General features: G+C 39.1%; 24 protein-coding genes. 9 read left to right on the top strand and 15 right to left on the bottom strand.

What is annotated here, in order from left to right:
- The first annotated feature begins 4 nt into the window (after positions 1 to 4).
- Positions 5 to 124 (top strand): amino acid permease C-terminal domain-containing protein, encoded by a 120-nt coding sequence (locus ACYQ3L_RS20380; protein ID WP_459952473.1) that lies wholly within the window; start codon positions 5 to 7, stop codon positions 122 to 124.
- A 142-nt stretch (positions 125 to 266) separates the two neighbouring features.
- Here the strand turns inward: ACYQ3L_RS20380 and ACYQ3L_RS20385 are convergent, their stop codons facing one another.
- Together ACYQ3L_RS20385 and ACYQ3L_RS20390 are read right to left on the bottom strand one after the other, a co-directional pair.
- Positions 267 to 1,619 (bottom strand): 3-keto-disaccharide hydrolase, encoded by a 1,353-nt coding sequence (locus tag ACYQ3L_RS20385; RefSeq protein WP_379999868.1) that lies wholly within the window; start codon positions 1,617 to 1,619, stop codon positions 267 to 269.
- 94 nt (positions 1,620 to 1,713) lie between these two features.
- Entirely contained in the window at positions 1,714 to 3,132 is a 1,419-nt protein-coding gene (locus ACYQ3L_RS20390; protein WP_379999866.1) for a Gfo/Idh/MocA family oxidoreductase, read from the bottom strand.
- A 493-nt stretch (positions 3,133 to 3,625) separates the two neighbouring features.
- On the opposite strand from ACYQ3L_RS20390, the gene ACYQ3L_RS20395 reads away from it, so the two are divergent.
- The 3 genes from ACYQ3L_RS20395 (at position 3,626) to ACYQ3L_RS20405 (ending at position 6,648) form a co-directional block, all read left to right on the top strand.
- A complete protein-coding gene (locus ACYQ3L_RS20395) occupies positions 3,626 to 5,083 on the top strand; it encodes an amino acid permease (protein WP_379999864.1) in 1,458 nt (485 codons plus the stop codon).
- 82 nt (positions 5,084 to 5,165) lie between these two features.
- A complete protein-coding gene (locus ACYQ3L_RS20400; RefSeq protein ID WP_379999862.1) occupies positions 5,166 to 5,888 on the top strand; it encodes an MBL fold metallo-hydrolase in 723 nt (240 codons plus the stop codon).
- 379 nt (positions 5,889 to 6,267) lie between these two features.
- Positions 6,268 to 6,648 (top strand): VOC family protein, encoded by a 381-nt coding sequence (locus tag ACYQ3L_RS20405; protein WP_379999860.1) that lies wholly within the window; start codon positions 6,268 to 6,270, stop codon positions 6,646 to 6,648.
- A 3-nt stretch (positions 6,649 to 6,651) separates the two neighbouring features.
- On the opposite strand, the gene aroB is transcribed toward ACYQ3L_RS20405, so the two are convergent.
- The 3 genes from aroB to fmt form a co-directional block, all read right to left on the bottom strand.
- Complete coding sequence (gene aroB / locus ACYQ3L_RS20410; RefSeq protein WP_379999858.1) at positions 6,652 to 7,707, bottom strand: 3-dehydroquinate synthase; 1,056 nt, start codon at positions 7,705 to 7,707, stop codon at positions 6,652 to 6,654.
- Positions 7,708 to 7,773: 66 nt separating this feature from the next.
- Complete coding sequence (locus ACYQ3L_RS20415) at positions 7,774 to 9,099, bottom strand: Fic family protein (protein WP_379999856.1); 1,326 nt, start codon at positions 9,097 to 9,099, stop codon at positions 7,774 to 7,776.
- A 236-nt stretch (positions 9,100 to 9,335) separates the two neighbouring features.
- Complete coding sequence (gene fmt, locus ACYQ3L_RS20420) at positions 9,336 to 10,307, bottom strand: methionyl-tRNA formyltransferase (protein ID WP_379999854.1); 972 nt, start codon at positions 10,305 to 10,307, stop codon at positions 9,336 to 9,338.
- Positions 10,308 to 11,071: 764 nt separating this feature from the next.
- Between fmt and ACYQ3L_RS20425 the strand changes: the two genes are divergently transcribed.
- The 4 genes from ACYQ3L_RS20425 to ACYQ3L_RS20440 are packed head-to-tail and all read left to right on the top strand — an operon-like array spanning position 11,072 to position 14,793.
- Complete coding sequence (locus ACYQ3L_RS20425; protein WP_379999851.1) at positions 11,072 to 12,652, top strand: peptide chain release factor 3; 1,581 nt, start codon at positions 11,072 to 11,074, stop codon at positions 12,650 to 12,652.
- 43 nt (positions 12,653 to 12,695) lie between these two features.
- Positions 12,696 to 13,451 (top strand): lipopolysaccharide kinase InaA family protein, encoded by a 756-nt coding sequence (locus ACYQ3L_RS20430; protein ID WP_379999848.1) that lies wholly within the window; start codon positions 12,696 to 12,698, stop codon positions 13,449 to 13,451.
- Positions 13,452 to 13,468: 17 nt separating this feature from the next.
- Positions 13,469 to 14,587: a glycosyltransferase family 4 protein gene (locus ACYQ3L_RS20435; RefSeq protein ID WP_379999846.1), complete on the top strand. Its 1,119-nt coding sequence runs from the start codon at positions 13,469 to 13,471 to the stop codon at positions 14,585 to 14,587.
- Between the two features lie 14 nt (positions 14,588 to 14,601).
- Positions 14,602 to 14,793 (top strand): hypothetical protein, encoded by a 192-nt coding sequence (locus tag ACYQ3L_RS20440; RefSeq protein WP_379999844.1) that lies wholly within the window; start codon positions 14,602 to 14,604, stop codon positions 14,791 to 14,793.
- A 207-nt stretch (positions 14,794 to 15,000) separates the two neighbouring features.
- On the opposite strand, the gene ACYQ3L_RS20445 is transcribed toward ACYQ3L_RS20440, so the two are convergent.
- A complete protein-coding gene (locus ACYQ3L_RS20445) occupies positions 15,001 to 15,129 on the bottom strand; it encodes a hypothetical protein (protein ID WP_379999841.1) in 129 nt (42 codons plus the stop codon).
- Positions 15,130 to 15,189: 60 nt separating this feature from the next.
- Between ACYQ3L_RS20445 and ACYQ3L_RS20450 the strand changes: the two genes are divergently transcribed.
- Positions 15,190 to 15,855, top strand: a complete 666-nt coding sequence (locus ACYQ3L_RS20450) for a glycosyltransferase family 4 protein (RefSeq protein WP_379999839.1) — start codon at positions 15,190 to 15,192, stop codon at positions 15,853 to 15,855.
- Positions 15,856 to 15,864: 9 nt separating this feature from the next.
- Here the strand turns inward: ACYQ3L_RS20450 and ACYQ3L_RS20455 are convergent, their stop codons facing one another.
- The 9 genes from ACYQ3L_RS20455 to ACYQ3L_RS20495 form a co-directional block, all read right to left on the bottom strand.
- The gene (locus ACYQ3L_RS20455; RefSeq protein ID WP_379999837.1) at positions 15,865 to 16,668 is read right to left on the bottom strand and encodes a glycosyltransferase family 2 protein; all 804 of its coding nucleotides are present in this window, start codon (positions 16,666 to 16,668) and stop codon (positions 15,865 to 15,867) included.
- Positions 16,665 to 17,627, bottom strand: coding sequence for a glycosyltransferase family 2 protein (locus tag ACYQ3L_RS20460; protein ID WP_379999835.1), 963 nt, complete (start codon positions 17,625 to 17,627; stop codon positions 16,665 to 16,667). The genes ACYQ3L_RS20455 and ACYQ3L_RS20460 overlap by 4 nt, the downstream gene beginning before the upstream one ends.
- Before the next feature lie 12 nt (positions 17,628 to 17,639).
- Positions 17,640 to 18,926: a glycosyltransferase gene (locus ACYQ3L_RS20465; RefSeq protein ID WP_379999832.1), complete on the bottom strand. Its 1,287-nt coding sequence runs from the start codon at positions 18,924 to 18,926 to the stop codon at positions 17,640 to 17,642.
- A gap of 11 nt (positions 18,927 to 18,937) precedes the next feature.
- Positions 18,938 to 19,723: a glycosyltransferase family 2 protein gene (locus ACYQ3L_RS20470; protein ID WP_379999830.1), complete on the bottom strand. Its 786-nt coding sequence runs from the start codon at positions 19,721 to 19,723 to the stop codon at positions 18,938 to 18,940.
- Complete coding sequence (locus ACYQ3L_RS20475) at positions 19,698 to 20,702, bottom strand: glycosyltransferase family protein (protein WP_379999828.1); 1,005 nt, start codon at positions 20,700 to 20,702, stop codon at positions 19,698 to 19,700. The genes ACYQ3L_RS20470 and ACYQ3L_RS20475 overlap by 26 nt, the downstream gene beginning before the upstream one ends.
- Positions 20,703 to 20,774: 72 nt before the next feature.
- Positions 20,775 to 21,071, bottom strand: a complete 297-nt coding sequence (locus tag ACYQ3L_RS20480; RefSeq protein ID WP_379999826.1) for a hypothetical protein — start codon at positions 21,069 to 21,071, stop codon at positions 20,775 to 20,777.
- Between the two features lie 88 nt (positions 21,072 to 21,159).
- Positions 21,160 to 21,978, bottom strand: a complete 819-nt coding sequence (locus ACYQ3L_RS20485) for a DUF4296 domain-containing protein (protein ID WP_379999824.1) — start codon at positions 21,976 to 21,978, stop codon at positions 21,160 to 21,162.
- A gap of 9 nt (positions 21,979 to 21,987) precedes the next feature.
- The gene (locus ACYQ3L_RS20490; RefSeq protein WP_379999822.1) at positions 21,988 to 22,608 is read right to left on the bottom strand and encodes a lipoprotein signal peptidase; all 621 of its coding nucleotides are present in this window, start codon (positions 22,606 to 22,608) and stop codon (positions 21,988 to 21,990) included.
- 99 nt (positions 22,609 to 22,707) lie between these two features.
- Entirely contained in the window at positions 22,708 to 23,088 is a 381-nt protein-coding gene (locus ACYQ3L_RS20495; protein ID WP_291110144.1) for a TraR/DksA family transcriptional regulator, read from the bottom strand.
- Positions 23,089 to 23,128 lie beyond the last annotated feature (40 nt).

Here is a 23,128-nt window from a genome sequence, read left to right on the forward strand (position 1 = left end):
ACAAATGCTATCTCTGCCATGGAGCACATGGGAACGGCTTATCGGCTGGACCTTGATAGGCTTCCTTATCTATTTTACATATGGGATAAAACATAGTAAACTGAATAGTATTAATAAGAAGTAGTAGATTTATTCTTTCATTCTTATACAACAATAAGAAATTAAATTACTGATTTACATAAAAATAAGTAAAAAGCCCAATTACATATAAATGAGAAAGCCCGGACATGTAATCTGTCCGGGCTTTTCTATTATTCAAAATGAAATCACTTTAATTCTTTGATCTTTACATTCTTAAACCATACTTCATCACCATGATCCTGCAAGAGGATATTACCTTCGGCAGCATTTCCAAAGTTAGGCCAATCACGGTATTTACTGTAATTAACCAAAGCCTTCCACATGTCATTATTACGTTCATACTCCAGAATTTTCACACCATTCAGCCAGTGCTCCACCTTATTATCCTTTACCACAACCACGGCTGTATTAAAGTCCTTCTTATTGAAAGGCTTATTCTCCGGAGCCGGAATTAGGTCGTAAAGAGAGCCCAGTTTGCGGTTTCCTCTTACACCCAGTTTAGCATCAGGATGCTTATCATCATCAAGAATCTGGAATTCGCAGCCGATGGCAGATCCTTCTCCTTTGTTCAGATCCGGATTCACAAAATATTTGACCCCGCTATTGGCACCTTCGGTAATTTTAAAATCAACGCTTAGTATGAAGTTTTTATATTTACGTGTAGTAACGATATCTCCACCGTTAGTGGATTCTCCACCTCCACTTTTCAATACTTTCAATATACCATTGTCTATTACCCAACCTTTTTGCGGGAAGTTACTGATCTTAGCTCCTCGCCAGCCGTTTGTGGTTTTTCCGTCCCACAAAAGTGCCCAGCCTTCTTTCGCTTCTTTAGGCGAAATTGTATTTACGATACAATTGACCTGAGGTGCGTCATTAGCATCCGAAGTCTTGTATTTTTCTACATCCGTAGTACAAATGCGGATGTCTTTCCAACTCACGGTTTTTCCTTCCTGAGCTTTATCTCCTATGGCATGAACCTGCAATGCAATGAATCCCTCGAGCGTCATATCATCCCAGATATTAGCGCAAGCTATACCGTTTACCCATGTACGGATAGAACTACCGATGGCCTCTATTCTCGCTTTATTCCATTGACCGTTCTTAAACGCTGTACGTGCCGACGGATTTACAGTCATCGGGTATAGCCAGTTGCGGCGCGCTTCATCATAAATACCTCCTGTCCACGCACGCGCGGCAGGATCTATTTCGAACTGGTAGCCGTGTACCCGTCCATTCTGATAATCTTTAAGGCTCAAACTACGAAATTGCACACCGGAATTCAACCCGTCATCCACTTTAAAATCGAATTCGAGGATAAAATCACCATAATTCTTTTCTGTAGCTAAAAAAGTATTGGGAGTATTCATCTTCGAGATACCGACAATAGTACCATCCACAACTTTATATTCGGCTTTCCCGTTGAGCTTTTTCCAACCTTTCAGATTTTTGCCGTTAAATAACGGTTCCCATTTTTCCTGTGCGGATATTGCTGCTGTAAACAAAAGAAGGATGGCTAATAATATATTCTTATTCATCTTGATTTAATATAGTTGACAAGTTACGAGTTACAAGTTGCTGACGTACAAACGGTGTGAAGCGACTCATAACCCATAACTTATAATTCATAATTTACAATTTATAAAAATCTTCCCAGCCTTTACGTGGAGGGATGCCGGTAAGCATCGCGTTGGCAAAGGCATTGTTTGTTATCTGCTTGGTACGGCTGTCGAAATGGAACTTCGTATTCAAACGCTGTGCCATCACCCCGAGAGAGAATACCTGACTCAGCGGACCATGTATTTCGAAAGGAGAACGGGTCTTCTCAACTCCAGTACAAGCCAGCAAGAAGTTAGCAAAATGGTTTGAAGGGCTTTTTGGAACTTCCGGAAGTTTCGACGCCATATCTTTAGCTTTCGATTCAGGGATAATAGAAAGCGTACTACCGTGAGATGCGCCTTTAAAGGTCAATTCTTTACTGTAAATAATCTTACCGGGATTAATCGTCGTTTTCTTTATTTCGCCCGCTCCGGAAGCCGGAATATTAGGGTCCAAAGCCGATTCCCCGTATCCCTCCGGTATTGGAGGAAGGTTATTCACCCCATCATACCACATAATGTCGCAAGGCGGCATTTCTCCTCTCGGACCAAATTTAAACTGAATCGTAGAGTCCGTAGGGAAGAAATAATCGTTATGTCCGGTCAGTTTTATAGGATTGATCTCGTAAGGTAATCCTAAATCGAGGAACTCATGTACCGTATCAAGAATATGTGCGCCCCAGTCTCCCAGTGCTCCCATACCGAAATCGTACCAGGAACGCCACTCTCCGTTATGATATTTATCACTGTATTCATGATATGGTACAGCACAGTGCCATGTCATCCAGTCCAATGTACTTGGAATAGGTTGCGCTTCGGGATATTTATATATATTCACGTCCCACCCATGCCATCTGCGCGGATTATTCATATGGGCAACTACGGAGGTTACATCTTTGATAATCCCTGCATCCTGCCAGGCTTTGAATTGGAAATAATTAGCCTCGGAGTGCCCCTGATTACCTACTTGTGTTACGACATTCGGGTATTTACGGGCTGCCTGCATCATTAATTCGGCCTCAAGGAATGTGCGTGCCATAGGTTTTTCGACATATACGTGCTTTCCATGCGCCATAGCCATCATCGTAACCGGAAAATGCGCGAAATCAGGTATAGCTATAGCAACAGCTTCAAACTCATTGCCTATTTTATCAAACATTACCCTGAAATCCTTAAACTGTTTGGCCTTCGGATATTTAGCTATTACTTTCTGGGTCTGTTTTGCTCCCATATCCACATCACAGAGAGCTACGACATTGACAAGTCCCGTTTTTTCGAAATCCCCAATAATCTGTTCGCCCCTGTTACCAATACCTATATAGGCAATATTAACCTTTCTGTTCGCCCCTACAACCCGGTTGTAGCTCTCGGCATTCATTGTACCAATGCCACCAACAGCCAGCCCGGCTGAGGCTACTGCGGCTCTTTTCAAAAAATTTCTGCGTGTTACCATGATTTAGTATTTTGAGTTTAAATTAGAGTTAAAATCGCATTATAATCTGAGTATATACACCTGTTATCCTGAGATATAGCAAAAAGCACCATATCCCTTATGTTTATTTCAGCTTGCACAGAATAAGCGTCATCCGGATGAATGGTATATACGAATTACTTAAATTAATAGGTTCTGTTGAAAAAACTTCAACAAAATAACTAATATATAACTTAATTTCAAAATATGTGTGCGAACACACACCGTCGTAAATAACATATAAAAAACTGAATAAAAGCGCATTAAATATAAAAGTTAATATCCCTGAATCAAAACATGTTTTAAAACATGTTTTATATTATTCAAAACGATTGTTTTACAAAAACAATGCATCTTTATAAAATAAAAAAATGGTTTTATTGATAACATGAAATAAATATAATCATTTTGATACGATATAGATAATTTATATTTCAAAAAGTATTATTTTTGGAAACAATATATACAATAAAATATGAAACATCAGTTATTCCGAAAAAAAGATATAACGTCCTTATTACAGGATTCTCTTCAGGAGAAAGGCGGATTGAAAAGAACCCTGACTACCGGACACCTTGTAGCTCTGGGCATAGGAGCAATTATCGGGACAGGTATTTTTGTCCTCACGGGAACAGCTGCCGCTAATTATGCAGGGCCAGCCCTTACCATATCTTTTATTATTTCTGCTTTGGGTTGCGCTATGGCCGGACTGTGCTACGCTGAATTTGCCTCAATGATTCCTGTTGCCGGCAGCGCATATTCGTACAGTTATTCTACATTGGGCGAATTCTTCGCGTGGTTTATAGGCTGGGATCTGATTTTGGAATATCTGTTCACAGCAGGAACTGTAGCTGTGGGCTGGTCAGGATATTTCGTCAGCTTCCTCGATGATTTCGGGGTACACATACCCCGGAATCTGCGAATGGCACCCTTCGATCACACGAGTACCGATGGATGGTTTGCGACGGGTAGCATAATTAACTTCCCTGCGATGTTCATTGTTGCCGTCATGTCGGTATTGCTCATAAGAGGCATAAGTCAGTCCGCTACATTAAACAATATCATAGTTGTGGTAAAGGTAGTAGTGATCCTGCTTTTCATTGGTTTCGGATTATCATATATAGATACCGGCAACTGGTCACCGTACATTCCTCAAAACACAGGCGAATTCGGACATTTCGGCTGGAGTGGTATTTTCCGCGGGGCGGCCGTCATATTTTTCGCATATATCGGATTCGATGCCGTATCTACGACTGCACAGGAAGCAAAGAATCCACAGAAGGATATGCCGAAGGGTATATTGATTTCCCTGCTCGTCTGTACAATCCTGTATATCACTGTAACTGCCGTTTTAACAGGAATAGCACATTACTCCGAACTAAGTGTCCCTGCTCCTATTGCATTGGCAATAGATAAGGCAGGCAATGACCTGCATTGGTTGCGGTTACCTGTAAAGATAGGCGCAATAGCCGGCTTAAGTTCCGTAATCCTGGTAATGATGCTTGCCCAGTCACGCATCTTCTATACAATATCCAGAGACGGGCTGTTGCCGAAATTCTTCTCTAAAGTACACACAAGATTCAATACACCTCATAATTCCACCATTGTAACAAGTGTAGCTGTAGGCCTTATTGCAGGTTTACTGCCAATCAATATACTGGGAGAATTAGTCTCTATCGGAACATTGATGGCGTTTACGCTTGTATGTATTTCCATTGTGATACTGCGCAAAACCCGTCCGGATGTTAACCGGCCTTTTAAAACGCCGTGGGTACCCTTAGTTCCGGTACTGGGAGCCTTGATCTGCCTGTCTCAAATGGTAGCATTGCCTTTGGATACATGGCTGAGGCTAATCGTATGGATGCTTCTAGGCTTTGTTATCTACTTTGCTTATGGAATAAAGCACAGTAAGCTGAATAAACCCAAAACTTAATCAAAACTTCAAATTGGCTGCCAGAACTAAATGACGAGTATATTGTTAAAAAAGGAGGCACCAATTATTTACCAGAAAGAAAATGAAGCTTACATACATCTACCATAGCGGATATGCTATTGAAGCAAAAGACTTTACAGTTATTATAGACTATTATAAAGACTCTGATGACAATCTCCGCGAAGGCATCGTACATAAGAAGCTCCTTAAAAATAAAGGCAGGCTTTATGTACTATCCACCCATTCACATGCCGACCATTTCAATTCCGATATACTGAAATGGAAAGCCCTGAAGAAAGACATCACGTACATCTTCTCGAAAGACATCCTGGACAGCCGGATGGCTGGCGAAGAAGACGCCATATACCTCGACAAATTGGACGTATATAAAGACCATAACATCATTATCCGCGCATTCGGCTCCACCGACTTAGGAGTGTCGTATCTCATTCATATTAAAGATAAGACCATATTCCATGCCGGAGACCTTAACAACTGGCACTGGAATGAAGAGTCTACCGAAGAAGAGATACGGGAAGCCGAAACCTTCTATCGGAATGAACTGGACCTGCTTGCCGCCAATGTAAAGCATATCGATATGGCGATGTTCCCTGTCGACCCACGCCTGGGTAAAGACTATATGAAAGGGGCGGAACAATTTATAGATGCAATACAAACAACCAGTATCGCCCCCATGCATTTTGGCGAAGCGTACGATAAGGCCTCAGCTTTTGCCCCTTATGCGGCAGCAAAGGGAAGTAAGGCCATCCGGTGGCAACAACGGGGCGAGAATATCGAATTCTGAACGAATAAAGCTAAGTATTCAGTTAGCAGTAAACAGTAAACAGTCAGCAGTTAACAACTCGTATCTCGTATCTTGTCTACTCGTAACTATATCAAAAAAGTTACAAAAGTTACACTTTTCCCACTATTTTTTATCTGTTCCTTTTTTCCCTCTCTGTAAGTTCCCCGAGGGGAAACAACGTTCGGCGGAGCCAATTTAGGGGGCTTCTTCAATACTTCAAAGAACTATCAGCTAACAGCTAAAGGCTATCGGCTTAATATATAGATAAACTTTTTCATAAAGATTTAATTTCGGGTTTGTCCTGTTTATAATCCGATAATATGTCATTAAATTCCATCTATTGCTTATTTTTGTAGCTCACCATCAAAACAAGACCATTATGGAAATGAAAGGAAGATTCGACCATTTCAACATCAATGTGACCGACCTCGACAAGAGCATAGCTTTCTACCATAAAGCGCTCGGGCTAAAAGAAATAAAGCGCAAGGAAGCCGGAGACGGTTCATTCATACTTGTATATCTGGGAGACGGCTTCAGCCCGTTCTCGCTCGAACTGACATGGCTTAGAGACCATCCTCAACCATACGAACTGGGAGACAACGAAAGCCACCTGTGCATCCGCGTAGAAGGGGATTACGACCAGGTGCGGGAATTCCACCGCGAAATGGGATGCGTCTGCTACGAAAATCATAATATGGGGCTGTACTTCATCAATGACCCTGATGATTACTGGATCGAAATATTGCCTGTTATCATCTGATGATCAGAGTCCCACGCTTTCCCTTAAGAAATCGATCGAATCGAATATATCCTCTTTAGTTGCGGTTCGGTTGATTTCTATTTTACCCACATCCGACAGGAAAGTGAAATTCACCGTGTCCGACTCGTTCTTCTTGTCGTGCTTCATATATTCGTATAGCTGCTCATAATGATCGCAGTCGAAAAAGAATCCCTCATAGTTATCCTTTATAAAGTAAACGGTCTTGTATAGCTTATCCTTAGGAAAACCGCAATATTTCTGCGATAAGTATAGTTCGCAAACAACCCCCCACGCTACGGCATAACCGTGCTGCGCAGGCCTGCCAACTTCATATGAAAGGCTTTCGAATGCATGGCCGATGGTATGTCCCAGATTCAGCGCCTTACGGATGCCTTTTTCGAAAGGATCTGCTTCAACAATACGCTCCTTTACGGCAACCGAATCGACAACTAATTGTTTCAGTTTATCATAATCTATTTCTTCGGTATCGAAAGACAAAGTTGCCTTCCACTCTTTATCACTGTCTATAAGCCCGTGCTTAACCATTTCGGCGTAACCAGACAGGAAATTCTGATGGTCGAGGCTACGGAAAAACACGGAGTCGATTAAAACCGTCTCGGCCGGGGCAAAAGCTCCTATTTCATTTTTCAATCCGTTGAAGTTGATTCCGGTCTTTCCTCCTACTGCCGCATCCACAGCTCCCAGCAGGGTGGTAGGTATATTAATGCACTTTATCCCGCGTTTGAAACTTGCCGCTGCGAATCCGCCTATATCGGTGAGCATACCTCCTCCCAGATTGATAAGCAGGGAGTGGCGTGTTGCTCCGTTCTCCGAAAGATACTTCCATATCGACGACAAGGACTCGATATTCTTATTATTGTCTCCTGCCTTTATTATTATCTTGCCTGCCCGCGTTACCTGCTCATTATCCTTCACCAGCGGATAGCATAATTTTTCCGTGTTTTCGTCTGTCAGGATAAACAGCTTATCAAAAGCCAGCTGGCTAAGGATATGTGATAAATCTTTATTGAGGTTGTTTGATTTTATAACTTTCTGCATTGTTTTTATATTGTTAAAAGGTAACAAAGGTTACACATTTTTCTGCTTTATTCTAATATTTCAATTTTAGGAATTGACTATATTTTCTATTTTTTGAAGCAACTCTTTACCTATATTTGAAATAATGAAATTCATTTCCTCTTCTGTGAGTAATTCATCATAAGAATACACTCGTCTATATTTCATATAATCAACCATATATGTATTCTCTAAAAAAGAAAAAATCACTTGTCCTGACTTAAATGATGTAGTCATATATGGTTTTATTAAATCTCTAAAGGCTGATTCAATAATAATAACATCACCAATCGCTATATATTTACCCTCTCCTTTTTTCTTATAAATATTATCTAAACATTTCAAAATATTATTACCACTGTATGTCCCATTGCTTATAGATATTGTATACGAAAAGGACATAAATAGATTATTATATTTCGATATTTTCTTATCGTAATTATTACAAAATATTTCGATGACATTTTTATAAATATATTCTAAAGATTCTTCTGACTTATTTAAAACCTTATCATCTTTTTTACCCAATCCCTTCTTCAACAGACTCAATTGCTTTTCCCAATCATCTTGATCCTCTATCTCTTCTCCCTTTGCAGCCTTTACTGATAAGTCCAAACTCCAGGCCGACTGCTGCATGATATAATTGACAAAAGCCCGCAAATCACCTGCATCCGCCTGTTGCAACGCACGCAAATATTCCTTTTTCTCAGCCGTTTTTATAATTATAGGAGGTAAATCATTCTTGTACAATACATAATTAACCAGTAGGCGGGCAACACGGCCATTACCATCATCGAAAGGATGAATACGGATATAACGGTAATGTAGTATAGCAGCCAACTCCACGGTGCTGAACTCTTTTTTATCCGCTTCTTCATTATACCATTTTACCAAATCGCCAATCAGCATTGGTGTTTCCTGTGGTGAAGCATATTCAAATATTTCGCCGTTCGACTGAATAACGCTATTCGGATATTTTTTATATTCGCCTACCTGTATTTCCCTCCGTGTAGACTGTCCGTCCTGTGTTACGGCATCTTTCCAGAAGTCGCGCACGAGGATGGTTTGGTTCAGATCTTTTATAAACTTCTCTGTTAGCGGCTTATCTTTCTCCGCAGCTTCCGATTTTATCATCATCAGGGCAACATCATGCGCTTTCATTTCTTCCAACTCACGTAATTCATGATTGCCTTTGGTCTGGTCGAATAGTAACAACAACTCAGTTTCCCCATAGGTAAGAGTATTGCCTTCAAGGTGGTTGGAATTGTAATTAAACTCCAATCGAAACTTTTTTTCAAGTTTTTTCTTACAATCTTCATTGAAAGGTTGTAAACTCCTGTATTCCGAAATAAGTCTCTCTAACTGGTTATTCATAATCTGACCTTATTTTGTGTCTTTTATATTTTTCTGAAAAAGGTAACAAATGTTACACATTTATATTCTTTCTCCCTATGTATTTAACAGTAGACTCTCTAAATCCCGTATTAAATTAATCTTCATTCACGATATACTGTTAAAAAGTAACAGATGTAACACATTTTCGATACTTTATCATCCTGTTACCTTTCTTATCCGGAAGTATTCTTCCATCCTGATATATAGATAAAATATCATATAAAATATGCATTCTCACCAAACTTATATCCCCTAAGTAATTCATCTGTTTTCATAGCCCTCTTACCTGGGAATTGTATTTCTGTAATACTGATGTATCCGTCGGGACAAGCAACATGAAGATATGACTTATTATCGGTCCGAACATTGCCTGCCGGAGATTGCCCCTCGCTTTTTACCTTTTCAGATACAAATATTTTTACCGTCTGCACTTCTTTTCCTTCCTCGTGCAGCTCCGTCCATGCGGCAGGATAAGGTGATAATCCCCGTATAAGGTTATATATTTCATCCACAGGCTTATTCCAATCTATCCGGCAAGTCTCTTTGAATATCTTCGGGGCTGCTTTCAGTTCCTTTCCGTCTACAAATAACTGCTCCTGTGCCACTGCATCCGCTTTATCTTCGAGTATCAGGTCTACGGTACGGCGAACAAGTTCCGCGCCAATATGCATCAATTCGTCATGAATCTTTCCGACATTGTCTTTTTCGCCTATTTCCAGTTTTTCGCTAAGGATTATTTTACCTGTATCTATTTCATGGGTGAGGAAGAAGGTAGTAACACCGGTTTCCTCTTCCCCGTTGATAATCGCCCAGTTGATAGGCGCGGCACCCCGGTATTGCGGAAGTAGCGAGCCATGCAGGTTGAAAGTGCCCAGACGCGGCATATCCCAGACTACTTCGGGTAGCATGCGGAAAGCAACCACAATTTGCAGATCGGCGTTCCATGCTTTCAGATCGTTCAGAAAAACTTCATCTTTCAGTTTTTCAGGCTGAAGCAAAGGTAAATTATGCTCAAGGGCATATTTCTTTACCGCCGAATATTGTATCTTGTGTCCCCTTCCTCCCGGCTTATCGGGCATAGTGATTACACCCACTACATTATATCCGTTTTCCACAAGCGCCCGCAGGCTCTCCACTGCAAAATCGGGAGTACCCATGAAAACGATTCGTAAGTCTTTCTTATTCATCTGTGATTTTGATTTCTTCACAACAAAAGTAGCTAAAAAACAAATCTCCCCCAAAGGTGCGAGAACACAAAGTTATCCTTTGCGCTTAGTATCTTAGCGGTAGTGATTTATATTTTTCTTTTGTCCTTGAGTCGCCGGATAGGATTAAATGTGAATTAATAGTTGAATCAATTAGTTCGATTCTTATCTACTACGCGTAATCAGAGATTGCTTGTGTTCCTTTTTTCCTAAGCAAAAAAAGGAACCAAAAATGCTTTGACGCCCGTTTTAAAGGCTGGCGCATATTTGAATTAAGGGCTTTGCCCTACTATCGCGTCAGCCCTTGCGCATTAGTTCCGCAGGCGGGGTACCCAATCCGTTGCAGACGGCGTAGAATCAAACGGGGCGGTAGCCCGTTTGTTCGATTCAGCCGGCAAACAGGTTTTGGCTCCCTCTCCCTTTGGAGAGGGCGGGGGGTGAGGTCGAATGGAGCGCTAGCTTTTTGGTTCGTTTTGGGCAATGCCAAAATGAACATTCAGACGGAACGAAGTGTAGTCAATAAAAAATTGAACGTTAAAACCCAACGACTGATTCGCATTACTAAATAAATAACTCCAATGCAAAGGGAATAGATTATTGTCTTCGCTTTTTTTATTACTTTTGCACCGTACAAGTCAAAAGAAAATATTTAATGTTGCATTTAAAATGATAACCAACATTCGTGATTATGCTTTGACTGGCAACAAACAGGTCCGAGACCTTGATATTATTAAGTAAAGTAATCGATGAGCGAACTGGAAAAAGAAATTCATAAAAGACGTACATTTGCCATTATCAGTCACCCTGATGCAGGAAAGACAACCCTTACCGAAAAATTATTATTATTCGGGGGTGCTATCCATGTAGCGGGTGCCGTAAAATCAAACAAAATAAAGAAAACCGCCACTTCGGACTGGATGGAGATAGAGAAACAACGTGGTATCTCCGTTGCTACCTCAGTTATGGGATTTGAATACGACGGTTATAAAATAAATATCCTGGATACCCCTGGCCACCAGGATTTTGCAGAAGACACTTATCGCACCCTTACTGCGGTTGACAGTGTTATTATTGTGGTAGACTCGGCTAAAGGAGTGGAAGCGCAGACCCGTAAACTTATGGAGGTCTGCCGTATGCGCCATACTCCCGTAATGATATTTGTCAACAAGATGGACAGGGAGGGACGAGACCCTTTCGAACTGCTAGATGAACTGGAGGAAGAACTGAAAATTGGCGTACGCCCCCTAAGCTGGCCAATAGATAGCGGACAACGATTCAAAGGTGTTTATAATATCTATCAGGAAAAATTAGACCTGTATACTCCCAGCAAGCAGACTGTAACCGAATCGATCGGATTCAAAGATATAAACAGTCCAGACCTGGAAAAGCATATCGGAGACCCCTTAGCTGCCAAACTAAGGGAAGACATAGAATTAATAGACGGTGTATATCCCGAACTGGATATAAATACATATCTGAAAGGTCAGATAGCCCCTGTGTTTTTCGGTTCGGCTTTAAATAATTTCGGGGTAAAAGAATTACTGGATTGCTTTGTAAAAATAGCACCGTCTCCCCGTCCTGTAGAAGCTATTGAGCGCGAGGTAAATCCGGAAGAAAATACTTTCACCGGATTCATATTCAAGATACATGCAAACATGGACCCAAATCACCGATCGTGTATTGCATTCGTCAAAATCTGCTCAGGTAAGTTTGAAAGAAATGTAAACTATAAGCATGTCCGGCTGAACAGGCAGCTGAAATTCTCCTCTCCCACGGCTTTTATGGCTCAGAAAAAAGAAACCGTGGATGAGGCATATGCAGGAGATATAATAGGGCTCCCCGATACAGGTAACTTCAAAATCGGCGACACACTCACTTCGGGTGAAGACCTTCATTTCAAAGGCTTGCCAAGTTTCTCTCCTGAAATGTTCAAATACATTGAGAATGCCGACCCGATGAAAGCAAAACAATTGCAGAAAGGCATCGATCAGCTGATGGACGAAGGGGTTGCACAACTATTTACCAATCAATTTAACGGAAGAAAGATCATAGGTACGGTCGGACAACTTCAATTCGAAGTAATTCAATACCGCCTGTTGCACGAATATGGAGCTCAATGTCGTTGGGATTCGATCAACTTATATAAAGCATGTTGGATAGAAAGTGAAAACAAACCGCAATTAGATGACTTTAAAAAACGCAAAGCGCAATTCATGGCTGTAGACAAAGAAGGACGGGATGTATTCCTGGCCGACTCTAACTATGTGCTGATGATGGCCCAGCAGGATTTTAAAGACATAAAGTTCCATTTCACGTCGGAATTTTAAGAATAAACAGGTCTGCAACCTCACTTTCTTTTATTTAAAAGATATGACAAAAATAAAAATGGTTATAAATGCAGAGTACAGACAATTAGAAGATTTTATAGAAGGTCTTCCTCTTGCGTTCCTGCAATCCGGGGAAGTTATTTATTCGGGTCGTAATATAATCAAGACTTTTGATGTAGAAGGGGTGAAACTGAACGTAAAGTCTTTCAAGAAGCCACTTTTTATAAATCAGATAGCATATTCGACTATCAGGCAATCAAAGGCAAAGCGCTCCTATTTGTATGCATTCATGTTAAAAAAGCGAGGATTCCACACACCAGACCCGGTATCTTATATGGAACTTAAACAATATAATTTGCTAAAATACAGTTTATATATATCAGTACATGAAGAGTTCGATGGTATGATGCGTGAATTGCAACACGGAGATATAAAAGGACGGGAAGAGTTATTAAGACAATTTGCTTTATATACAGCCCAATTACACGAAAAGCAGGTATTACATTTAGACTATTCTTCCGGAAATATCCTCTATAAGAAGAATGGAAATACTTATACATTCTATTTGGTGGACCTGAACAGGATGAAATTTGATAAACCAATAAATCTTGATGCCGCATGCTTCAATTTCAGACGCCTATGGGGAAGTGATGAAATGATAAGCTTCATTGTAAAAGAATACGCCAAAGCCCGAAACTTTAATGAAGCAACCTGCTTAAGGAAAACATTTGAATATCGTAAAAAATTTTGGGATACCTATACTAGGCAACACCCCGGAACAATACCATACCTTGGTTAAAAAAAATGCCTGATATTATGAGAATTGGATTCGACGCCAAGCGAGCGGTTTCTAACTTTACCGGATTAGGAAATTACAGTAGATTCGTAATTTCTAATCTGATGGAATATTACCCTGACAATATTTACAAGCTGTTCATACCTAAACTACATGATGAGAGTAAAATTAACGATACGCACCAAGATGAAACTGTTTATTCATTAAAGCATACTCATAAACCATTCTGGCGTACGATGGGCATTGTCAAAGATATTGAGAGAGAACATATAGATATATATCACGGGCTAAGCAATGAACTGCCATTCCGGATAAACAGAACCGGAGTTAAAAGTATTGTCACCATACACGATCTCATATTTCTGAGATACCCAGAGTTCTATTCGCTAGTCGACAGAACAATTTACAACGTAAAGGCCAAATACGCATGTAAAGTGGCTGAAAAGGTTGTCGCTGTCAGCGAATGCACGAAAAGAGATATTATTAAATTCTATGATATAGACCCTTCCAAAATAGAAGTTGTATATCAAGGCTGCTTTCCTGTCTTTAAAGAGCATGCCGACGATATGAAAAAGGAAGAAGTGAAAGTCAGATACAATCTTCCTTCCAACTTCATACTTTCTATTGGCAGCATAGAGGAACGTAAAAATATTTTATTGATTGTAAAAGCGCTAGAAGATGTGCCTGATATTCATTTTGTTGCTATAGGCAAACAGAAAGAGTACGCTCAAACGGTTCTGAATTATGCGGCGGAGCATGGACTATCAGACCGTGTGCATCTTATAAGCAACGTGCCTTTAACAGACCTTCCGGCGATATTGCAATCGGCCCGGATATTCATATATCCATCTCTATACGAAGGCTTTGGAATACCAATAATAGAAGCTCAAAGTTCGGGGGTACCTGTAATCGGTGCCATAGGATCGTGTCTGGAAGAGGCGGGCGGACCACATTCGGTATATATAGATCCCTGTAATAAAGACGAGTTGGCATATCAAATCAACAGGTTACTGAATGATGAGCCGGCTTGTAAAAAAATGATAGCGGACGGTCTGGAATATGTAAAAAGATTCTCGGATAAGAATTGTACAGCCTCATTGATGGAAGTTTACAAAAAGCTATATACCCAACCACAATAGAGCTGATAACCGGAATGAAAACACGAAAATCAAAAGTCGCCGTTGTAATTTCCCGAGATGGTAAAGAAATAAATAGCGGTGCGGAATTACATGCCCGTTATCTGGCTGAACACCTGAATGAAATATTTGATATAACTGTACTCACTCCCTGCGAGAACGATGACAACCACATAAATAGCTCCTATTACCTAAAGGAGAGGATTTAATTAACGATGTAAATATCTTCAGATTTGAATCTGAACCAAAAGACAGGACAAACGAGAATAAATGGTTTTATTATCTGAATAGGAATAGTTATTATAAAAAGGCCGGACTTACATTATCCAATTTCCTCACACTTACTGTAGTACAATAAGAATATTAAGCAGACGTTCAATAATTGGATTGAATTACAAGGCACTTACAGCCCTGCCTTAGTAAAGTATATAGAGGAGAATAAAGATCGATACGACGCCTTCATCTTTTTTCTGTATTACCAGTATACTACCTATTCCGGCATCGGAAGCGTCGCTGAAAAAAGTATTCTTATTCCGATTGCTCATGATGATGCAGCTCTTCACCTGAACAGTTTCAGCAAGACATTCTCGTCCCCGGCGTTCATTATGTACAACTCAGTATCAGAAAAAGACTGGGTGGAAGCGGCGCACCCTGTTTCCCAAAATGTAAGATCAGACATTGCCGGTGCCGGGTGTGACAAGCCTTATTTCGAGCCTTTAATTCCCGAAGAACGTCCTGATATCGATTCTCCTTATTTTGTTTACTTCGGACGGATACATGAAGATAAGGGATGTAAGACATTGATCGAATATTTCAAGCATTTCAAGCAGAAGTCAAGCAATAAAGTCAAGCTTGTTCTTATCGGAAAGAATTTCATGAATGAAGTCGACACATCAGATGATATTATATATACAGGCTTCATCAGCGATCAGAAAAAATCATTCTATCTTCAAAACAGCATAGGACTCATTATCCCATCTCCTTACGAGAGCCTTTCGATGGTCACTTTGGAAGCGATGATTGAAGGTAAACCCGTATTAGTTAATGGCTATTGTGATATGCTGAAAAAACACATTGAACTCAGCCATGCCGGCTATGCCTATTTCAATAAAGAAGAATTCTGTGATTCTTTGAACAAGCTATTTACCATGACCGAAAAAGAAAAGGCAATAATGTCTAAAAATGGTATTGCCTATATCGAAGCTAATTATAACTGGAAAGTGATAATAGACAAATATAAGTATGTAATTGAAAATATCACCAAGCCTTAAGCACTAGTCCTATAAATATTTGCTCAGTCCGTTTTTACAATAGATGATTTTTTGGGCTATCGCCTCCTCCAAAATTGCAATATTTACAGGTTCTTTGTCCCTGCTGCTGAACGAATGCTCAATATGGTATTCAACACCTCCGAATTTAATAAACTGGCGTTTTTTTCCCAGATTTATTAACCGGACAGCCACTTCGCTATCTTCGCGTCCCCACCCTGTCATATCTTCGTTATAACCGTTAACAGCATAGAGATCCTCACGCCAAAAGGCCATGTTACAACCTTTTACATAATAAGGATCATCCATCCTGTAACGAAACCGGTAATGATTTCTTAAAAATTTTATTCTCAACCCATTGAAATGATTACTTATACCACCGGAAAAGAGTGAAACATCTATTTTCTTTTCTGTCAGCATCTTGGCGCCCAACTCTTTTTCCACTCTCACCCGGCTCCCCGACACAAAACAATCTTTACGGCAAAAGCTAAGGTGATCTTTTACAAAATGTCTTTCCAATACTATATCCCCGTCAATCTGAATAATATAATCTCCCGAAGCCTTCGCTATCGCTTTATTCCTTATTGCAGCAAGCCGGAAACCGGTGTCCTCGTGCCAAACATGTATAAGCGGGCATGGAAATGTTCTGCGTACGCGGTTTATTAAATCAGTGGTATCCTGCTTCGACCCATCATCCGCGACAATAACTTCGTTGGGCAACACTACCTGATTGGCTATGCTCTTTAAACAGATAGCCAAAGCCTCCGGCCAATTATAAGTAGAGACTATTATCGTTGAAGTTGGATAATTTTTCATAGTTTCTTATTTTTTGCGATATCTAATCCCGAGAAATTAAATATCCGGTCCAATCTAAATATATAGATATAAAATCTCCTGGATTTAAGGAATTTATTCACATCTTTTATTGTAACCCTCTTTACTCCTTTATTTTTAAAATTAGGGAAACGATACATCTCTTTTAAGAAACAGCCTTTAACTATAATTTGCTGAACCCAATTCAGATCTAGCATTTCAATAACATCTGCAACAACATATTTCCCCTCTGTATACTTTAAACCCATAGAATCGGCCTTAGGCGTAACTTTGTTAAGATGCTGCCTGAAATTATTAAGAAATTCTTCATATCGCACAACATTCCCTTGTATACAAATCTTGTTCCAAAAAAACCAGTCACCACAATATCTAAAATCCATGAAATGCTTATCCACACAGCATAAAGCAGACTTTCTGAACAAAGCCATACTTGCATTATATATACTGTTTTTCACAGACATATAATTTTGTATAAAAAATTGTCCTTCAAACTTATGGACAATATTGCCATTCATCTTCCGCGACCATTGTATCGGCAAAACAACACCTTTTTCATCAACCAGCCGTGACAAACAAAAAGCAATTGTGCAACGTTCATCTTTATCTAAAAACAGCGTCATCTTCTCCAAGAAAGTCAAATCGGCATAGTCGTCACTCTCTGCAATCCATATATATTTTCCTCGAGCCAATTCAAAGCCTTTTTTCCATTGTTTAAAAGTTGAACCTGAATTTTTTTCATTTATTACAACATGGCTTACTTGGGGCAATGTTTCGTAAGCCCTGATTATCTCTAAACTATTATCTGTCGAACAATCGTCAAGAATAATTAATTCAAAATCCTGAAATGTCTGATTAACTATACTATCTATGCGTACCTTAAGATAAGATTCATGATTATAGTTTGGAAGGATTACGCTTACTTTCGGAATTTTATGTTCCATATTACAACCGGATTATTCAGACGGGAGAGAAAGTATTTTCTTATAAATATCCAATCGCACTCTAGCCAGTTGCGCAGCATCGGGGCGCACATCTAATTTCCGTTTTGCATTCCGGCGAAGTTCATTACAAAGAGTATTGCTCCCTGATAACCTCAGAACAGCATCAACAAAAGACTCACTTTCATCAGCAATAAGGCAGTCTTTACCATCTTCCAACCCGATACCTTCTACACCTATAGCAGTGCTGATAAATGGCGTCCCTTTATTTACAGCATCCATTATTTTTATACGAATGCCGCTTCCTATACGTAATGGGACGACCATAACCGCTCCCTCGAAGGCTAAAGATAAATTTTCGACAAATCCATCAAACATCAGATTTTCATATTTGGCAGAATATTCTTTTTTCAATTTTGAATTCCATTTACCAATTATATGAAATTCCATATCCGGCCGGGCTTTTCTTATATTTTCCCAACAGTTATTTAAAAACCAGTAAACCGCATCAAAATTAGGATAATGGTCGCTGCCTCCAAGAAACACCAGTTTGTTCTTAAAACAATATGATTCCGGCATCTCTGTTTTTTCTATATCGACAATAACGGGAGAAGATTCAATTAAGATATCTTTCCTCAATTCCGTTTTCAGCTTTTCTTTATCCTCATTAGTTAAGGTCACTACTGCATCATAAGCATTCAGGTTTGCAATTTCAAATTTCTTTATTGTGTTATATAAAAAATAATCCTTGGGAATACGGGTTTCCATCAGGTTCAGTTCCTGTAAGGCCCTTACAAAACGAAGTTCGTGATGGATGAAGACTTTCTTCAAATTCTCCGGTAAGATATTCACCAGATCTATCAATTCAAAGAAATCAATCTGAATCAAATCAAATTTATCGGAATGGACAACATTGTACACAAAATTTATAAAACCCTCATTTAGTTTCGATTTATTATTCAATATAGTGTATCTACGAAGCAATTCCGAAGACTTATACTTATTAAGCCTGCGATCAAGTTTTCGGGTCACAGATGCTTTCAGCTTTGACAAAAGCCTTACAGAAAAAGCCCCCCCATTTTCATTATCATATTCTTTATCCGAATGGTAAAAATAAAACCGTACATTATTCCATCTCGACATCAAAACCGCCATCGACTCGGCATCTTTCTCTGTAACAGGAACTATCAGGGAAATTTCCGCATAACTCCTTATCCTGTCAATCATTTGAAAAAAAACATTATTCCCTCCTGAATTAATCGGGTAAGGTATGGCCGGCATTGTCATCAACAATTTCATCATAACTCCTGCAATTATGGTTTTTTACCTTTCAATTTATTTATGAATTTACCCAAACGTATATAACGCCGATATTTTCGTTTTTCTTTTTCCAATTCAATTACATGGTCGAAAGTTGCACGTATGGTCTTAGGAATAAGTTCATCGATCACTTTATTCCGTTCTTCACACATCAGTCCGTAATATTTCGGATCGTTGCTGATTCCCGTCATATCGAATATTACAATATCCATATCGAGAAAAACAGATTTTTCGTCCCCAAGCATTGTTTGCATAAAGAATTTCCAGTCAGACACAATCTTATATTTTATATCATACAACCCGTATTTATCAAACAAGCTCCGCCTTATAAATGTGGCCTGATGCTGCATGGTATCTACATAGAGATCGAATAGGGTGACATCCCTGTTGCCATGATTACGCCATCTGAATATTCCCGTATCAGCAGCGCATATCTGTACTCCCCTTAATAAAGGGACAGAGTATTCTTTATTTTCGAAAATTTTCCTCAATACTTCATCGTCGGCATAGATGTCACCAGAATTAAGAAAATGGCAAAATTCCCCTTTAGCCCGGATAATACCCTTATTCATAGCCTCGTAAATACCTTTATCCGGCTCACTGACCCAACAAGTTATCTTATCGGAGTAAATTTCTAAAATTTGCTTGCTGCTATCGGTAGAGCCTCCGTCTATAACGATATATTCATAGTCGATATAGCTCTGCTTTATAACACTGCGTATGGTTTTCTCTAAACCTGTACCATTATTATAATTAATAGTAATGACTGATACCCTCATCTGCGATCTTCTTTCTGTCTTTGTTTTTCTTCTTCATTTTACTGAAGAATGACTTCTTTTTTACAATCTCCTGAATATATATAAATGAATAGTAATTTGGTATTTTTATTAACTCATTATATTTATTAAGCAAAAGGATTTCGGCATATTCTGAAAACAGATGTTTCAGGACAGGCAATTTATCCAGCGAAAATCTATTTTGTTTAGAAGTAATATGTATCGGATATACTGGTTTAAAATTACTAAAATGGAAAAACACCAATGGATATTTCTCATTAATATAATACTTTCCATCTCGCTCCGAAATTGTCCTTTCATGAAAATTCCAGTAAGCAAAGTTATATCCCGGATTCTTAGAAACCTGTACATCTTCATAAAAAACAGGCACATAGGTCATTGGTAACTGATCAACAAATATCCCCTTCTCTGTACGGTCAAAACACTGGGTAGCAAGTTTATTCGACCACCACTTTAACATTTTCATTGTCTCAGGTGTAGGACACACTGCCAAAAAGCCCAGATTATAAACACCATAGTTTAGGAAAATAGCTTCATCCGGCACTTTTCCGTCGTCAGCTATCGGACTAAGGATATGAGGTGTTAATAATATACTTTTTCCGGCCAGTTCTTCTTCAATCGATCCCAAATTATCAAAAACCTTTATATCCGGATCGAAATATATTACAATCTCTGCATCGGGATAATTATTAAGAAAATATTGAAAATAGTATGGCTTAACAGATGTGTTCAACTCAATAATATTATAATTATCCGTCATCCACTTGAAATTTGGTATTTCCAGCTTTTCTACTTCTAATATTTCGGCGGGAGCATAATAGTCATAATCAATCTGTTTACTCCGCCTATCACACAAGCCGATGAAGAATGTATATTCGGGACTATATTTCTTTAACGAATCTCCTAAAGCTTTTGCCTGAGACAGATAATTATTAGAACAAACTGTAAATGCGATCTTCATTTTTTGGATTAATTAGTAAACGACAAAAGTAAACTAAAAATTATTTTTACTCACTCATACCTTGCAATCCATTCAACCTTCTACCTGAAGATAATGGAACATTTTGTAAACACCTTCAAAGCATTTATTTACTGAAAGATATTTATTTTCAAAAGATAATTCTTTTAGATTTTCCGGCAATTTGGTAATTATTTCATCCTTTCCGTCCGGAACGAACACCAGTAATCCTGAGTAAAATTCAGTCCGTTCTATTTCCCTGTCGAAAGGGAAAAAGCTGATCTGCTTCATATCGTCACTTACCTCTACGATATGATTTCGAAGATAAATATCCGGATAAATAAATGTATAGTGAGAATAATAACGTTTCATGTATGTCTATCTCCCTTTTTTTGAAAAATCAAGATTTCTTTCTCTATTTACGGATTTCTGCTTACCTGATCTCCCTGACATATCCAGCTTATTTTTGCAGACCTGTAGCAGTAGCAATTTCCGGTTTATCTGCAGGTTTTGCCAAAGATGATGTAGCAGATACTTCTTCCGATACGGGCTTATTGTCAGTTATTGAATCTAAATAAGAAATATTATATAATATAACATCCGACGATATACCTTTTATTTTATTTTCTACATGCACATAACCGGATATATTCTTTAAAAGACTATCTGCCAATTGCGGCTTGGCAAATATATAACGTCTGTTCTCAGCTATTGGCACAATTGTCTTTACCAATGTATCTTTATACGTAAAGAAGACTGCGGCTTCTGCTTTTTGCAATGAGCTTACCCCTTGCACATCAAATCTTAATAAGAATTTGGGTAAATCGATTGTTTTTATCTTATTAGAGTCTATATCAAACGACATGGTAGGCGTTTGCTCATTCAGGAAAGAGAGGGGCGGTACCAGATAATTTGAATAATTACGTCCTAAAACATTCATCCGGACCGATGTCATCGCGTTACTTGCAGCTCTAAGGCGGGAAGCGACCGAGTCATTTATCGTATTATAAATTTCTATATTATCCGAATACCATAATAAAGAAGAATCAAGTTCTGCCTGTGTTATATTATGCTTCTGGAGTATTCCGTTCAATAAGGCATCTTTCTTCTCATCGGCACTGAAATCCGAACCACTCCTATATATGGCCTGCGCCAGTTGCATATCGAAAAGAACATCTGTCATTTTATCCTCATGCATCACATAACGGGGCCTTCTCCCGCACGAGCTGAGAAGTATCACTATAGCCAGAATGAAATAAAAGACTGTACGTTGTTGCATAATCAGGCTTTATCTTTTTTTCTCCAAAGATACCGATAATGTCTTGCGATAAAAAATAAGAAGGATAAAAATACCTACTGTAATAGCAGAATCCGCAATATTAAATATTGGGCTGAAAAATATAAAGTTCTCACCGCCCCATACCGGGAGCCATGATGGGAATGTGCCATTTATGAGCGGAAAGTAAAGCATATCTACCACATTACCGTGAAGCCAGCTGGAATAGCCTTCTCCCAGCGAAACAAACGAGGCAACATGTCCCTGATAGCTGGCAGAGAATATTTCTCCATAAAATATGCTGTCGATAATATTACCGAATGCCCCGGCCAGGATAAGGGCGATACAAGCTATGTAACCGCCTTTGTAACCTTGCTTAACCAATCTGTACAGATAATAACCTATAAAGAAAATGGCCACAATACGGAATAATGAGAGGAACAATTTACCTCCCAGTTTCCAGCCAAAAGCCATACCGGGATTCTCTACAAAATAAATCTTGAACCAACTGGAAATCTCAATAGACTCGTATAGAGACATATGAGTTTTTACCCAGATTTTGGACACCTGGTCTATTACAATAACCAATACAATAACCAATATTGCTATCAGTCCCCGGTTTTTATTATCCATACAATTAATATGCTAATTCCGTAAAGAAAACGAAGAAAAAACAGAAATATCGTTACATCTATTTTTTCTTCCCTTTCATCTACTACTTATTTGTTCTTATTATTTTACTCCGCTATTTTTAGCCTCAATGCTTAAAGTAGCATGAGGTACAGCACGTAAACGTTCTTTCGGTATCAGCTTGCCTGTTTCGCGGCAGATACCGTATGTTTTATTTTCGATACGGATAAGTGCCGACTGCAAGTTTTGGATAAACTTCATCTGGCGTTGGGCCAAACGTCCGGCTTCTTCCTTCGATAGCGTAGATGCTCCTTCTTCCAACACTTTAAATGTAGGAGAAGTATCAGTTACGTCATTTCCGTCGGCATTAGTTATAGCCGCTCTTAATTCATCGTATTCTTTCTTAGCTTTATTTAGCTTTTCGAGGATAATATCACGGAATTCGTTTAATTCCTCGTCTGTGTATCTTGTTTTTTCTGCCATAACTTTACGTTTTAAAAGTTAAACATCCTGTTTTTAATTT

The organism is Dysgonomonas termitidis (assembly GCF_054657735.1).